The following is a 14,686-nucleotide window of genomic DNA, read 5'->3' on the forward strand; positions in this document are numbered from 1 at the left end:
CGTTGCCGCAGTCGATTCCCCAGCGTAATCGACCGGCTGTGACCGCTACAATGCGCGCATGTCGCTCGAAGCCCCCGCCCTGGTCCCCCGCCCCTCCCTGCAGCGCCTGTTCCTGACCGGCCTGCTGACCCTGCTGCCGATCTGGCTGACCTGGGTCGTGGTCAAGTTCGTGTTCGTGCTGCTGTCGGGTATTTCCAGCCCGCTGGTGGTGCCGCTGTCCGAACAGATCGCAACCAGCTTCCCGCACTATCTGGGCTGGGTCCGCGCCGAGTGGATCCAGGACACCATCGCCCTGCTGGCCACCCTGCTGGTGATCCTGGCGGTGGGCGTGGCCAGTCGCCGCGTGCTTGGCCAGCGCCTGCTGCGCTGGGTCGGCGCGGTCATCAAGCGCATCCCCCTGGCCAGCATCATCTACGACAGTGCCAAGAAGCTGCTGGACATGCTGCAGACCGAGCCGGGCAGCACCCAGCGCGTGGTGCTGATCGACTTCCCGCACCGCGACATGAAATCGGTCGGCCTGGTCACCCGCGTGATCAAGGAACACGGCACCGACCGTGAGCTGGCCGCGGTGTACGTGCCCACCACGCCGAACCCGACCTCGGGCTACCTGGAAATCGTGCCGGTGGAACTGCTGACCCCGACCGACTGGACCGTCGACCAGGCCATGAGCTTCATCATTTCCGGCGGAGCCGTGGCGCCGTCCAGCGTGCCGTTCACCCGCGCCGGCGAACGCACCGGCGAACGCACCGAATGACCCCGGCGCCGATCGAGCGCCCGCTGCAGGACCGCGCGGTCCTGTTGTTCATCGTGCTGGCCGCGTTCTTCTGCGGCAATGCGGTGCTGGCCGAGCTGATCGGGGTGAAGATCTTCGCGCTGGAAGACACCCTCGGCATCGCTCCGCTGAACTGGAACCTGTTCGGCCAGACCGGCTCGCTCAGCTTCACCGCCGGCACCCTGCTTTGGCCGGTGGTGTTCATCATGACCGACACCATCAACGAGTTTTTCGGCAAGCGCGGCGTGCGCTTCATCTCGTGGCTGGCGGTGGTGCTGATCGGCTACGGCTTCCTGTTCGCCTTCGCCGCCATTTCACTGGCGCCGGCCAGCTGGTGGGTCACGTCGATGGATGGCCACGGCGTGCCCGATTACCAGGCCGCGTTCGCAGCCGTGTTCGGCCAGGGCATGTGGACCATCGCCGGTTCGCTGGTGGCCTTCCTGCTCGGCCAGCTGATCGACGTGGCAGTGTTCCACCGCATCCGCCAGGCCACCGGCGAGCGCCACGTGTGGCTGCGTGCGACCGGATCCACCGCGATCTCGCAGGTGGTGGACAGCTTCGTGGTGATCTGGATCGCCTTCGTGCTCGGCCCGCAGCACTGGCCGACCTCGCTGTTCCTGGCCGTCAGCAGCGTCAACTACATCTACAAGATGGGTTTTGCGATTGCCTTGATTCCGCTGCTGTACCTGATGCGGCGTGCGATCACCCGCTATCTGGGCGCAGACAGGGCGGCCGCGCTGCGGGCCGCCGCCGCGGCTGACTGAAGCCCCAGCAGCGGAAAGCTGACTGCGCCTTCACGCTGGCCGTACGCGGCCGGATCGTGCAAGCTCCACGGTCTGTGTTCCACGGAAGCTTCTTGATGCCGTATTCCCCCCGCGTACTGGCCGCCGCCATTGCCGCGTTGTTCCTGTTCAGCGCCGTACCGTCGGCCGAAGCAGCGAAAAAGAAGGCCAGCCGCCCTGCCGCCGCGCAGACCCGCCAGGCCGCCAAGCCCAAGGCCCGGCCCGCCCGCGCCACCGCGCCGGCCCGTGGCAGTTCGGCGCGCCGCGCCGCGCCGCGTCCGGCCGCAGCGGCCCGGGCCGTGCCCAAGCAGGTGCAGCTGGAGCGCCTGTACGACGAATACTGGGATGCCTCGATGCGGTTGAATCCGCTGCAGGCAACCTTCCAGGGCGAGGCCCGCTACAACGACCAGCTGCCCAACATCCTGTCCGCCGCGTGGCGCCAGCAATCGCACGACTTCACCACCGAGTGGCTGGGCAAGGTCGAGAAACTCGGCAGCGACGGCCTGCAGGGCCAGGACCTGCTCAGCTACGAGATCTTCGTGCGCGATGCGCGCGCCTCGCTGGCCGCCGAACGCTATCCGAGCTGGATGATGCCGATCAGCCAGTACTACAACGTCGGCAGCATCATGGCGATCCTCGGCGCGGGCGCCGGCGCACAGCCGTTCAACACCGTGCAGGACTACGACACCTGGTCGCGCCGCTCGCTGGGCATTCCCGAACTGTTCGACCAGGCCATCGACAACATGCGCCAGGGCATGAAGGCCGGCGTGGTGCAGCCGCGCGACCTGATGGAGAAGGTGCTGCCGCAGCTGGATGCGGTGATCAAGCCGACTGCCGAAGAGAGCATCTTCTGGTCGCCGATCCGCACCATGCCCAACACCATCGGGGCGGAGGACAAGGCGCGCATCAGCGCCGAGTACAAGCGCATGATCGAGCTGCGCATCATGCCGGCCTACCGCGCCCTGCGCGGCTTCATTGCCACCGAATACCTGCCGGCCACGCGCACCAGCAGCGGCCTGGGCGCGCTGCCCGATGGCCAGGCCTGGTACGCCAGCCTGATCGTGCAGACCACCGCCAGCGACCAGAGCGCCGCGCAACTGCACGCGCTGGGCGAGCAACGCGTGCAGGAGCTGCAGGCGCAGATTGCCACCGTGATGAAGGATGCCAAGCTGCGCGGCACGCCGACCAAGCTGCTGCGCAGCATGCGCAACGACCGCCAGTTCCAGTACGGTGACGCCAACGCATTGATCAACCGCTACCGCCAGGTGCAGCAGCAGGTCAACGCACGCCTGCCGCAGGTGCTCGATACGCTGCCGAAGTCCGCACTGGACGTCCGTGCGGTGGAACCGGAGCGTGCGCTCACCGCCGCGGCAGCGGCCTATCAGCCGTCCGCGGCCGGACAACCGGCCGTGTTGTACGTGAACACCCGCGACCTGCCCACCCGCAAGCGCTGGAACGTGCCGGTGCAGTACCTGCATGAAGCGATTCCCGGCCACCACGTGCAGCTGGGCCTGCAGCAGGAACTGGCCAAGCTGCCACGCTTCCGCCGCCTCGGTGGCGATCTCGCCTTCGTCGAAGGCTGGGGCCTGTATGCCGAAACGCTGGGTGAGAACCTGGGCATCTACACCGATCCCTACGACCGCATCGGCTACCTGTATTCGCGCCTGCTGCGCGCCGCCCGCGTAGTGGCCGACACCGGCGTGAACGCACAGGGCTGGAGCAAGCAGCAGGCCGTCACCTACCTGCAGAAGACCGTGGACATGAGCAGCGACGACGCCAACGCCGAAGTCGAGCGGATCATGGCCCAGCCCGGCCAGGCGCTGTCCAACGTGGCCGGCCTGACCACCATTGTCGCCCTGCGCGACAAGGCCAAGGCACGCCAGGGCGCCGCCTTCGACCTGCGCCGCTTCCACGCCGAACTGCTGAAGGACGGATCGATGCCGCTGGACGTGCTGGACCGCAAGATGGAACGCTGGATGGCGCAGCCCGCCAGCGCCACACCAGCCCCTTCACCCTGACCCCTCCGGAGCCGCCATGCGCCCTGCCGTCGCCCTGTTCGCCGTCGTGCTGGGCCTGCTGCCAGTGGCGGGCTCCGCCGCGCCGGTGCTGACCCCACCGGATGCGGGCATCGACGGCCTGATGCAGGCCTACGATGGCCGGGTGCCCGGCGCCGCCGTGCTGGTGCTGCATGACGGGCAGCCGGTGTTCCGCCGTGGCTACGGCCTGGCAGTGGTGGAGGACGGTACTGCGGTCACTGCCGCCAGCAACTTCCGGCTGGCCTCGGTCAGCAAGCAGTTCACCGCTGCGGCGGTGCTGCTGCTGGTGGAGGATGGACGGCTGGGGTTGAATCAGCCTGCACGACAGTGGCTGCCCGAACTGCCGCCGGCTGCAGCGGCCATCACGATCCGCCAACTGCTCTCGCACACCAGCGGCCTGCTCGATTACGAAGACCTGATGGACCCGGCTGACACGCGGCAGGTGCATGACGCCGACGTGCTGACCCTGCTGTCGCGCGAGGACCGCCTGAATTTCGCACCCGGCACGCAGTACCGCTACAGCAACAGCGGCTACGCGCTGTTGGCACTGATCGTCGGCCGCGCGTCCGGGAAAGATTACGCGACCTTCCTGCAGGAGCGCATCTTCCGCCCGCTGGGCATGGCGCATACCGTGGCCCACCAGGACGGCGTGGACACGGTCGCCGCACGCGCCTATGGCTACAGCCGGATCGACGGCCGCTGGCAGCGCACCGACCAGAGCACCACCAGCGCCGTACTGGGAGACGGCGGGATCTATTCCTCGCTGGACGACCTCGCCCGCTGGGATGCGTCGCTGTACGACGACCGCCTGCTGTCGAAGGCCTCGCGCCAGGCGATGTTCAGCCCGGCCACATCGACGCCCGAAGCCGACGTGCCGCACTACGGCTTCGGTTGGCGCCTGAACGGCCCGGTGCAATGGCACAGCGGCGAGAGCATCGGCTTCCGCAACGTGATCGTGCGCCACCCGGAAAAGCACCTGACCGTGATCGTGTTGACCAACCGCAACGATCCCGAACCCTATCCGCTGGCGCAGAAGATCGCCCAGCGCTGGCTGGACACCCTGCAATGACCCCCGGTTCCGACGCCCTGCTGGGCATCCACCACGCTGCGCTGATCTGCAGCGACTACGCACGCTCGAAGGACTTCTACGTGCGCATCCTCGGCCTGCGCGTGCTGGCCGAGAACCATCGCGCCGCGCGCGACTCCTGGAAGCTGGACCTGGCCCTGCCCGACGGCGGCCAGCTGGAGCTGTTCTCCTTCCCCTCACCACCACCGCGCCCCAGCCGCCCCGAAGCCCAGGGCCTGCGCCACCTCGCGTTCCGGGTGGCTGCACTGGAACCCTTCATCCAGCGCCTGGCCGCGCATGGCGTCGCCTGCGAACCGATCCGCGTGGACGAATACACCGGCCGCCGCTTCACCTTCTTCGCCGATCCGGATGGCCTGCCGCTGGAGCTGTACGAAGCCGGTTGAGCGTATTTCAATCGTGATTCATCCATGCATGGCATGGATCTACGTGTCGACCAAGGTCGACACCCACCAAGAGCAGGCCGTTCCATTCCGGCAGATCGCAGGACTCTGTCGAAGGCGGGGTGGGTCCGGTTGCGGGGGCGTGAGCCGCATGGATGCGGCGACCGAGCTTACAGGGACGTACTTGCAGCGCCCCCCGCAACCGGACCCACCCCGCCATCCACGGAATGGCCGCTTTTGCCGTTGCCGTTGCTGTTGCCTCTGCGGGTGCAGGGCGCAGCCCTGCAAAGCCCCCCTTCCCCATACCCCGCCGAATGGGTATACAGTCGACCCATGCCGGCACCGTGCCGGAATGAACCCTGGGAGGGGACCATGCGCAACACCTTCAAGACCCTGCTGCTGGCACTGCCGCTGTGCCTGGCCGCGCTCTCGGCGCAGGCCGCCGATGGCGCCGCCGGCCGCTGGAAGACCATCGACGACAAGACCGGCAAGGTGAAGTCGATCGTCGAGATCACCCAGGCCGCCAACGGCACCCTGACCGGCAAGGTGGTCGACATCCTGCACTCGGACAAGGGCCCGAACCCGGTCTGTGACGGCTGTGAAGGCGCCAACAGGAACAAGCCGGTGAAGGGCATGACCATCCTCTGGAACCTGAAGGCCGACGGCGCCAACAAGTGGTCCGGCGGCACCATCCTCGATCCGGCCAATGGCAAGACCTACAAGTCGAAGATGGAACTGCAGCCCGGCGGAACCAGGCTTGACGTGTCCGGCTGCATCGCCTTCATCTGCCGCGCGCAGACCTGGCAGCGCGAATAAGCGCCCCCCCTGCTTCACCCCCGTGACCCGGCCCCGGCCGGGTCACCTCGTTGCGGGCATGCGATACTCTGCGGTTCCCCTCGGCTTCACCCCGCGACCATGACCCGTACCGCGCTCGTCACCACCGCCCTGCCCTACGCCAACGGCCCGCTGCACCTGGGCCACCTGGTCGGCTACATCCAGGCCGACATCTGGGTGCGTGCGCGGCGAATGAGCGGCGGCAAGGCCTGGTTCGTCTGCGCCGACGACACCCACGGCACGCCGATCATGCTGGCCGCGGAAAAGGCCGGGGTCACCCCGGAAACTTTCATCGCCAACATCCAGGCCAGCCACGAACGTGACTTCGCCGCCTTCGGCGTGGCCTTCGACCACTACGACTCGACCAATTCGGCGGCCAACAAGGCGCTGACCGAGCAGTTCTACCTGAAGCTGGAAGCGGCCGGTCACATCAGCCGCCGTTCGGTGGCGCAGTTCTACGACCCGGCCAAGGGCATGTTCCTGCCCGACCGCTACGTCAAGGGCATCTGCCCGAACTGCGGCAGCCCCGACCAGTACGGCGACAACTGCGAAGTCTGTGGCGCGACCTATGCGCCGACCGACCTGAAGGAACCGCGTTCGGTGATCTCCGGTGCCACGCCGGAAATGCGCGATTCGGAGCACTTCTTCTTCGAGGTGGGCCACTTCGACGCGTTCCTGCGCGAATGGTTGGCCGGCGACGTCGCCCTGCCGGGCGTGAAGGCCAAGCTCGGTGAGTGGCTCAATGCCGAAGGTGGCCTGCGCGCGTGGGACATCTCGCGCGATGCACCGTACTTCGGTTTCCAGATTCCCGGCCAGCCGGGCAAGTACTTCTACGTCTGGTTGGACGCGCCGATCGGCTACCTGTCCAGCTTCCAGACTCTGTGCGGCAGGATCGGCGAGGACTTCGACGCGCACCTGCGCGCCGGCACCGCCACCGAGCTGCACCATTTCATCGGTAAGGACATCGTCAATTTCCACGGCCTGTTCTGGCCGGCCGTGCTGCATGGCACCGGCCATCGTGCGCCGACGCGCCTGCACGTGAACGGCTACCTGACCGTGGACGGCGCCAAGATGAGCAAGTCGCGCGGCACCTTCGTGATGGCCCGTACCTTCCTCGACGCGGGCCTGGAACCGGAGGCACTGCGCTACTACTACGCCGCCAAGTCCAGCGGTGGCGTCGACGATCTCGACCTGAACCTGGGTGACTTCATCGCCCGCGTCAACGCCGACCTGGTGGGCAAGTTCGTCAACCTGGCCAGCCGCTGCGCCGGCTTCATCAGCAAGCGCTTCGAAGGCCAGCTGGCCGCGCAGCTGCCTGATGCCGCGCAGTACCAGCGCTTCGTCGACGGCCTGGCACCGATCCGTGAAGCCTACGAGCGCAACGACCCGGCTGCGGCGATCCGCCTGACCATGGCCCTGGCCGACGAAGCCAACCGCTACATCGACGACGTCAAGCCGTGGGTCATCGCCAAGCAGGAGGGCGCCGACGCGCAGCTGCAGGCCGTGTGCAGCCAGGGCCTGAACCTGTTCCGCGTGCTGGTCACCGCATTGAAGCCGGTGCTGCCGGCCACCGCCGCGCAGGCCGAGGCCTTCCTGGCCGCGCCGGTCAACGACTGGACCGAACTGGCGCAACCGCTGCTGGGCCACCGCATCACCGACTACACCCCGCTGTTCACCCGTATCGACCCGAAGAAGATTGACGCCATGATCGACGCCTCCAAGGACACCCTGCAGCCGGCCGCTGCTGCCGCCCCCGCCGCCAAGACCGAAGCGGTCAAGCCGGCCGCCTCGGCCCCGGCCAAGGACGACGCAAAGAGCGCCGACGCCCCGGCCTACATCGGCATCGACGATTTCGCCAAGCTCGACCTGCGCATCGGCAAGGTGCTGGTCTGCGAGTTCGTGGAAGGCTCGGACAAGCTGCTGCGCTTCGAACTGGACGCAGGTGAACTGGGCAAGCGCCAGATCTTCTCCGGCATTCGTGGCAGCTACGGCGAGCCGGAGCAGCTGGTGGGCCGCAACGTGGTGTTCATCGCCAACCTGGCCCCGCGCAAGATGCGCTTCGGCCTGAGCGAAGGCATGATCCTGTCGGCCGGTTTCGACGGTGGCGCGCTGGCGCTGCTGGACGCCGACAGCGGCGCGCAGCCGGGCATGCCGGTGCGCTGATGCCTGCAGCGGGCGCGGCCACCGCCGCGCCCGCCGGCAGCACCGGCCACCGGAGGCAACGCGATGGGAGGCAACGGAATGGAACTGGCGCTGTTCGACTTCGACCACACCGTGACCACCTGCGATACCTACGGCCGTTTCCTGCGCCGCGTGGCCACCGCCGAACAGCTGGCACAGGCGTGGTGGAAGGTCGGCCCGTGGCTGGCCGCGTACAGGCTGAAACTGATCTCGGCCGAACGCATCCGCGCACGCGTCACCCGTTTGACCTTCAGTGACCGCCACAGCGATGACATCGCCACGCTGGCGGCCGGCTTCTCGCGTGAGTTCCTGCCCGACGTGGTACGCCCGGAAATGCTGGAGCAGATCCGCTGGCACAAGGAACAGCAGCACACCGTGGTGATCGTGTCCGGTTCGCTGGACCTGTACCTGCGGCCATGGTGCGAGCAGCTGGGCCTGCAGCTGATCTGCAACCGGTTGGAGAGCCGGGACGGACGCCTGACCGGACGTTACGTCGGCGGCGACTGCGGCCCGCGCAAGGCCGAGCACATTCGACGCCGGTTCGATCTGTCGCGCTACGTGCGCATCCATGCCTACGGTGACAGTGCCGAAGACAGGCCGATGCTGGCGCTGGCCCACGAGCGCTGGTTCCGTGGGAAACCCTTGAAGTGAACTTGACGCGCAGCCTTCGCCACGCATGAGCCTGATTCCGCCCCTGACCGAACGCCTCGACCGCCTGCTGCCGCAGACCCAATGCGGGCAATGCGGCTACGACGGCTGCCGCCCGTATGCTCAGGCCATGGCGCGCGGCGACGCGGGCGTGGACCGCTGCCCGCCGGGCGGAGATGCCGGTGCGCGTGCGCTGGCGCAGGTGCTGGGCGTACCGGCGATTCCGTTCGATCGTTCGCGCGGCCAGCACAAGGCACCGCAGGTGGCAGTGATCGTGGAAGCCGACTGCATCGGCTGTACCAAATGCATCCAGGCCTGCCCGGTGGATGCCATCGTCGGTGGCGCCAAGTACATGCACACGGTCATCGCCGACCTGTGCACCGGCTGCGAGCTGTGCATCCCGCCATGCCCGGTGGACTGCATCGAGCTGGTGCCAGCGTAGCCACCGGACCAACCGGCAGTGGAGCGGCGGGGTAGAGTCGACTGTTAGTCGACTGCTCTTCGTTCCGGCGGCGCAAAACCGCGCGCTGCGCGCGATAGTCGGCCAACAGTCGACTCTACCCCCTCCCTGGTGGGAGGTGACCTTGCCTGCCGTTACGGTACTGCCGCCGTCACCACGATCTCGACCTTCCAGTCGGCGTGGGCCAGCTTGGCCTCGACCGTGGCACGTGCCGGGGTCGCGCCTTCAACCACCCATTCGTCCCATGCCTTGTTCATGCCGTCGAAGTCGGCCATGTCGGCCAGGAAGATCTCCGCACGCAGCACGTGCTGGCGGTCACTGGCGACCAGCGCCAGCAGCTTGTCGATCTCCGCCAGCACCTGCCGGGTCTGGCCGGTGATGTCCTGGCTGGTGTCCTCCGGAATCTGGCCGGAGAGGTAGGCGACCTTGTTGTATACGGTCATTTCGGACATGCGCGGTCCGACGTCGTAACGCTCCATCATGGGCGTGGCTCCTGCGGTTGATCAGGCCTGCATTGTCCTCCAAACCGGTCGACGGTGGGTGCACGGGTACCCTCCGCGACATGTCACTACCGGGCTCCGACGGTCCCACTGGTCAAATGACGATGACAGGCGCACGATGCGCCACGCCCGCGTTGACACCGCCCTCGCCCCTCCTGCCGCACCCTTGCGCCGATGACCACCCCCGTCGATTCCACCACTGCCCCTTCCACGCCAACCTGGAAGCGGGTTGCTACCATCGTCATCCCGCTGCTGATCCTCGCCCTGGCCCTGCACGGCCTGGCCAATGAGTTCGACGAGCACGGCTATCGTGCGATCCGCCAGGCGTTCCGGCAGCTCAGCGGCACGCAGATCACGCTCACCGTGGTACTCGGCCTGGCCAGTTACGCTTGCCTGATCGGCTTCGATGCCATCGGCCTGCGACGCAGCGGCATCCGCGTGCACCCCGCGCGCGTCGGCATCACTGCGTTCCTTGCGCACACGCTGGGCCAGACCGTGGGCTTTGCCGCGTTGACCGGTGGCGCGGTACGCCTGCGCGGCTACCGCAGCGCCGGCCTGGACCTGGCTCAGATTGGCCAGGTGGTGCTGATGAGCACGCTCGGTTTCGTATTCGGTGCATGGCTGTTGATCAGCGTGGCCCTGTGCATGGAACCGGCGGCGGCAGCGTTGGCATTGCCATTGAATCCCGATGCCGTGCGCATCGTCGGCATCGTCGCCCTGCTCGCCTATCTCGGCACCGTGCTGCTGGTCGGCCGCGATGGACGGCAGTTCAGCGTGTTCGGCCATGCCTTGTGGCTGCCCGACCGCCGCACCATGATCGGTGTCACCGTACTCAGCGTCATCGAGCTGGTGCTGGCCAGTGCCGCGTTCTACGTGCTGCTGCCGGACTCCACGCCGACCGGCCTGCCAGGCTTCGTCGGCCTCTACCTGGTGGCAGTACTGGCCGGTCTGGTCTCCACCGTGCCCGCAGGCCTGGGTGTGTTCGAGTGGAGCCTGCTGAAGCTGTTGCCGCAGGTGCCACCGGCAGCGGTGCTGGCGGCAGCGCTGATCTACCGCGTCACCTACTACGTGCTGCCGCTGGTGCTGGCCACCCTGCTCGCCCTTGCGCCGGCCCTGCGTCAGCCGCTGCAGGCCAGCGCCGGAGCAACCCGTGCCGGCTGGAACGCGCTGCGCCCGTGGCTGCCGCAGATCATCGCGCTGGCGGTGTTCAGCGTCGGCGCCGCGCTGGTCATCGACGGCACGCTGCCGACGCCACGCCGTCACCTGGTGAACGCCTCGCTGCCGATCCTGGAAACCTCACACCTGATCGGCAGCCTCAGTGGCGTCGCGCTGCTGCTGATCGGCCAGGGCCTGGCCCGGCGCAGCCACGCCGCGTGGATGCTGGCGATGGCGGTGTGCGTTGTCACCCCGTTGCCGCTGTGGCTGCGCGGCGGGCAACCATTGATCGCCGTCTCGGCGGTGCTGGTGGCGATGGCCTTGTGGGCTGCACGCCGCGAGTTCTACCGCCAGGGCGCGCTGCTGGATGAAGCCTGGTCGTGGCCGTGGCTGCGCAATCTGGGTCTGGTGCTGGTCGCGGTCACCTGGCTGCTGTTCTTCACCTACAGCCATGTCGAATACCAGAACGAGCTGTGGTGGCAGTTCGCGTTGTCCGGCAACGCACCGCGCGCGCTGCGTGCGTTGCTGGTGGTGGCGATCGCGCTGGTGATGTTCGGCCTGGCCCGCCTGCTGCACAGTACGCGCAGCCCGCTGCCGGCCGCTGACGAGGCCACGTTGCAGTCGCTGGCACCGGTGCTGGCCGGGGCCACTGATACCCAGGCCTGCCTGGTACTGACCGCCGACAAGGCGGTGCTGCGCGATGATGCGAAACAGGGCTTCGTGATGATGCAGCGCTATGGCGGTTCGCTGATCGCGATGGGTGATCCGGTCGGCCCGCCGGACGTGGCCCGTGCACTCATCTGGCGCTTCCGCGAAGAAGCCGACCGGCTCGGCCTGCGCCCGGTGTTCTACCAGGTGGGCGAGACCTACTGGCAGACCTATCTCGACCTCGGCCTGGGCCTGGTCAAGTTGGGCGAGGAAGCGATCGTGCCGCTGCACGATTTCGGGCTGGAAGGCCGCGAACGCGCCGATCTGCGCCAGGCCTGGAACCGCGGCAGGCGCGGCGGCCTGTCGTTCCGCGTGGCACCGGAGGAGGAGGTTCCCGGCCTGCTGCCACGTCTGCATGCGATCTCCAACGCATGGCTGGAGGACAAGGCCGGCGATGAGAAGGGCTTTTCGCTGGGCAGCTACGACCCGGATTACCTAATGCGCTTCCCGGTGGCACTGGTCGAAGCCGAGGGCCAGATCGTGGCATTCGCCAACCTGTGGCAGGCACCGGCCGGTGCCGAGCTGTCGGTGGACCTGATGCGCCACGTCAACGAAGCGCCGAAGGGGACGATGGACTTTCTCTTCATCGAATTGTTCCTGTGGGGCCGCGCGCAGGGCTATGCGCGGTTCTCGCTGGGCATGGCGCCGTTGTCCGGGCTGGCCCAGCATCGGCTGGCCGGTCGCTGGAACCGCCTGGCCGGCCTGCTGGCGCGGCATGGCGAACGCTTCTATGGCTTCAGTGGCCTGCGCCGCTTCAAGTCGAAGTTCGATCCGCAGTGGCGGCCACGCTATCTCGCGGCGCCCGGCGGCATGCATCTGCCGGCCGCGCTGCTGGATGCCACGCGCCTGATCTCGCTGGATCCGCGGCGGAACTGAAGCCGCGATGCGTCGGGCATGGCTTGACGCTACGCCCCGCCCTTGAGGATCACTTCGGCCAAGCGATCGTAGTCCCCCCCGAAATGGTGATCACCCGGCAGCTTCACCTTCCTCACCCCGTCATTGGCCGGCAGGTCCGGGCACAATGCGTCCTCATCCTTGTCGCCGAACACGCACAGCGTTTTTTCTGCCGGCAGCCTGGCCACTTCCGGGGCGATCGGCAAGCCATCGCCGCCACCGCCCAGCCAGTTGCTGACATGGAATTCGAAGTCGGCCTTCCTGCCCACCGATAGCAGCACGATGCGCTCCAGCCCCTCACGGGTACCGGCATCGAGCTGGTTGATGGTGGCAGGCAACACATCGGCACCCTGCGAGAAACCAATCAGCATCACCTTGTCTCGGTGCCACTGCTGGCGGTAGTGGTCGATGATCTTCTGCAGGTCGCCGGCAAAGCCCTTCGGTGTGCGCTGGCTCCAGAAGTAGCGCAGCGAGTCGATGCCCACCACCGCCACGCCATGCGCGTTGAGTGACGACGCCACGTTCTTGTCCAGGCCCGCCCAGCCACCGTCACCGGAGACGAACACCGCCAGCGTATCGCCGCTGGTGGCCGCCGGCATTTCCACCACCGGCAGGCCCTTCAGTGCAGCAGGCGGCGGTGCCAGGCTGACGCCGGCCTGCGCGCCAATCACCCGCGCCGCCGCCACCAGGCCCGGTGATGCATCACCGCGCGCAGTGCGCTTGAACTCACGCGCCATGGCCACCTGCTGTACGAACCGGCTGGCCTGGCCCGCCCTGCAGCCGTTGTCACCTGCCGCACTCAACCACGGAAAATTCAGTTCGGCCGGCTGCAGCCTGTCGCGCTTCACGCCATCGCCGCAGACCATGCGCTGGTGGCTGTGGTCCGGGCAGAAGCCGGTGGTCAGCACACCGGCGAAAACCTGGGTGTCGGCCTGCGCTGCCAGCGCGTAGGCCATTTCGGCACCTTCGCCATCACCGCCGACCAGCGGCAGGTGGTAGCCGGGCAGATGCAGCGAGGCCTGCAGCCAGCGCGAGAAATTCTCGACGTCACCGGAACCGAACGAACAGGTCGGGTCACCCTCGCGCTTGAGCACACCGCGCAGATGCGCAATGTCCACTGCCGCCACCAGCGCGCCGTCGGCACGCAGGGCCTCGATCGGCAGGCGGCTGGTGTCACCGCCGGCAGTGGGTTCGTGGAACCAGATCACCACCCGTTGCGGCGTGCCGGCCGGCATGTGCACCGGAATCTGCTCGAACCGCCCATGGCTGAACTGCTGCGGGGTCACCGCCGCCGTTGCCGGCAGCGTGGCCAGCGCCAATACCACACCCATTGCCCTGCCCAGCCCTGCACGCTTCATGTCGCATCCCCGATGGAATGCGCACACGATACGCCGCCGCCGCGTGCACGGCACGTACCGGCGCAGGCCGTTGGGGATTCAGTCGGCTGCGGCCTGGCGGCTGCGACGGTACAGGGCCGTCGCCAGGTACAAAAGCCAGCCGACGATCACTGCGATCACCACTTTCTGTCCGAGCCCGCGCGGTGGCCCAGCGCGCCACAGCACGTGCAGCCACAGCAGCACGAAGGCCAGCCATGCCCAGCCCCAGAGCAGGTCAGCGGCGGGCTGCCAACCCGGTTCCCGGCGCAGGTACCACGCCTGCAGCAGCATGCCGACGCTGGCACACAGGAACGCCGTGTTGGCTGCCAGCCCGTGGATGAACGGCGCCAGCAACGGGGTCGCTTCAGGTAGCCAACTGTCGCCGATCGCCACCGTCGCCAGGCCCAGGGCGGAAACCGTGAACAACAGCGGTGCGGCCGCACTGCGCCGTGGGCCGATGCTGCCGCGATACAGCGCAACGCCGAGTGCCGCAATGGCCAGCGCCAGCACGCAGTAGGCAGCGCGCAACGCCAGCCCCCACGGCCCGTGCAGATACAGGCTCAACGTCGCCCGCACCCAGTCCAGATCACTGCGCGCAACCTGGGTCCACAGCGCGGTTGCCACGAACAGCAGCAGCGCCACCAGTGCCAGCACCGCCATCGGACGCGCACGGCTCATGCTGCGTCCTCAGGATGCCGCGTCTTCCATTCGGCCAACGCCTTGCGGTAGCGCTGCAGCTCATCGGAATACAGGTCCAGCACGCATAGCGGGCAGCCACTGCCGCAGCACTCGTTGGGACCGGGCTCTTCCGGTGGCAGCGGGCGGGGATCGGGATCAGGAACGGACACGGTCGGAAACAACAATCATTGGAAA

At 67.7% G+C, this 14,686-nt stretch carries 14 protein-coding genes; 10 read left to right on the forward strand and 4 right to left on the reverse strand.

Translation table 11 applies throughout. From position 1 onward, the window contains the following. Positions 1–58: 58 nt before the first annotated feature. From G370_RS0119700 to rnfB, 9 genes are all read left to right on the forward strand, one after another. Complete coding sequence (locus tag G370_RS0119700) at positions 59–754, forward strand: DUF502 domain-containing protein (protein ID WP_005414135.1); 696 nt, start codon at positions 59–61, stop codon at positions 752–754. After that, positions 751–1,536, forward strand: a complete 786-nt coding sequence (locus tag G370_RS0119705; RefSeq protein WP_010482923.1) for a queuosine precursor transporter — start codon at positions 751–753, stop codon at positions 1,534–1,536. The genes G370_RS0119700 and G370_RS0119705 overlap by 4 nt, the downstream gene beginning before the upstream one ends. A gap of 95 nt (positions 1,537–1,631) precedes the next feature. Further along, on the forward strand, positions 1,632–3,572 hold the full coding sequence (locus G370_RS0119710; protein WP_019662122.1) for a DUF885 domain-containing protein: 1,941 nt from the start codon (positions 1,632–1,634) through the stop codon (positions 3,570–3,572). A 16-nt stretch (positions 3,573–3,588) separates the two neighbouring features. Continuing rightward, a complete protein-coding gene (locus G370_RS0119715; RefSeq protein WP_019662123.1) occupies positions 3,589–4,659 on the forward strand; it encodes a serine hydrolase domain-containing protein in 1,071 nt (356 codons plus the stop codon). After that, entirely contained in the window at positions 4,656–5,060 is a 405-nt protein-coding gene (gene gloA2, locus G370_RS0119720; RefSeq protein ID WP_019662124.1) for an SMU1112c/YaeR family gloxylase I-like metalloprotein, read from the forward strand. The genes G370_RS0119715 and gloA2 overlap by 4 nt, the downstream gene beginning before the upstream one ends. 369 nt (positions 5,061–5,429) lie before the next feature. Next, entirely contained in the window at positions 5,430–5,873 is a 444-nt protein-coding gene (locus G370_RS0119725; RefSeq protein ID WP_012480941.1) for a DUF2147 domain-containing protein, read from the forward strand. Between the two features lie 99 nt (positions 5,874–5,972). Next, a complete protein-coding gene (gene metG / locus G370_RS0119730; protein ID WP_019662125.1) occupies positions 5,973–8,054 on the forward strand; it encodes a methionine--tRNA ligase in 2,082 nt (693 codons plus the stop codon). Between the two features lie 78 nt (positions 8,055–8,132). Further along, a complete protein-coding gene (locus G370_RS0119735) occupies positions 8,133–8,723 on the forward strand; it encodes an HAD family hydrolase (protein ID WP_026347281.1) in 591 nt (196 codons plus the stop codon). Between the two features lie 25 nt (positions 8,724–8,748). Further along, a complete protein-coding gene (rnfB, locus tag G370_RS01000000120970) occupies positions 8,749–9,162 on the forward strand; it encodes an Rnf electron transport complex subunit RnfB (RefSeq protein ID WP_019662127.1) in 414 nt (137 codons plus the stop codon). 152 nt (positions 9,163–9,314) lie between these two features. Here rnfB and G370_RS0119745 read toward each other — a convergent pair whose 3' ends face one another. After that, positions 9,315–9,662 carry a RidA family protein gene (locus G370_RS0119745; protein WP_019662128.1) on the reverse strand — a complete coding sequence of 116 codons (348 nt, stop codon included), beginning with the start codon at positions 9,660–9,662 and terminating at the stop codon, positions 9,315–9,317. Positions 9,663–9,854: 192 nt separating this feature from the next. On the opposite strand from G370_RS0119745, the gene mprF reads away from it, so the two are divergent. Next, on the forward strand, positions 9,855–12,419 hold the full coding sequence (gene mprF, locus G370_RS0119750) for a bifunctional lysylphosphatidylglycerol flippase/synthetase MprF (RefSeq protein WP_019662129.1): 2,565 nt from the start codon (positions 9,855–9,857) through the stop codon (positions 12,417–12,419). 29 nt (positions 12,420–12,448) lie between these two features. Here the strand turns inward: mprF and G370_RS0119755 are convergent, their stop codons facing one another. From G370_RS0119755 to G370_RS01000000120975, 3 genes are all read right to left on the reverse strand, one after another. Further along, positions 12,449–13,795, reverse strand: coding sequence for a virulence factor family protein (locus tag G370_RS0119755; RefSeq protein ID WP_026347282.1), 1,347 nt, complete (start codon positions 13,793–13,795; stop codon positions 12,449–12,451). A gap of 78 nt (positions 13,796–13,873) precedes the next feature. After that, positions 13,874–14,491, reverse strand: coding sequence for a DUF998 domain-containing protein (locus tag G370_RS0119760; RefSeq protein WP_019662131.1), 618 nt, complete (start codon positions 14,489–14,491; stop codon positions 13,874–13,876). Further along, positions 14,488–14,661, reverse strand: coding sequence for an oxidoreductase-like domain-containing protein (locus tag G370_RS01000000120975; protein WP_080112560.1), 174 nt, complete (start codon positions 14,659–14,661; stop codon positions 14,488–14,490). The genes G370_RS0119760 and G370_RS01000000120975 overlap by 4 nt, the downstream gene beginning before the upstream one ends. Positions 14,662–14,686 lie beyond the last annotated feature (25 nt).

The organism is Stenotrophomonas hibiscicola ATCC 19867 (assembly GCF_000382065.1).
Lineage (GTDB): Bacteria > Pseudomonadota > Gammaproteobacteria > Xanthomonadales > Xanthomonadaceae > Stenotrophomonas > Stenotrophomonas hibiscicola.